Below are 417 nucleotides of genomic sequence, written 5' to 3'. Positions count from 1 at the left end.
CCATCATCAAGAGCGAACCCGATATTGCCATCGTTCTGATGGATATCATGATGCCGGGCATGGACGGTTATGAGACGATGCAGGCCATCCGCTCCGACCCAGCCTTCCGACGATTGCCGATCGTGGCGCTGACGGCCAAGGCGATGAAGGGCGACCGCGAGAAATGCCTGGAAGCCGGCGCATCGGACTATCTGGCCAAGCCGGTCAACACCGAACAATTGCTGACTGCTTTGCGCATGTGGCTGCATCGCTGAGGTTTGACAATGGAGCCAGTGAATATCCTACTCGTCGACGATCAGCCCTCGAAGCTCCTGAGCTACGAGGTCATTCTGCAGGAGTTGCGGGAGAACCTGATCAAGGCGCGCTCGGGCCGGGAAGCGCTGGAACAGCTGCTCAAGAACGAGGTGGCTGTCATTC

General features: G+C 58.3%; 1 protein-coding gene. It reads left to right on the top strand.

Features of this window, described 5'->3' with window-relative positions:
- Positions 1-254, top strand: a 254-nt coding sequence (locus AC1D0P_RS30540; protein WP_477680155.1) for a response regulator, incomplete at its 5' end; no start/stop codon positions are given.
- Positions 255-417: the final 163 nt, after the last annotated feature.

This window comes from Polaromonas sp. P1_G2 (genome assembly GCF_056405515.1).
Note: the sequence above shows the minus strand (reverse complement) of the source record. Positions and strands in the feature narration are given on the sequence as shown.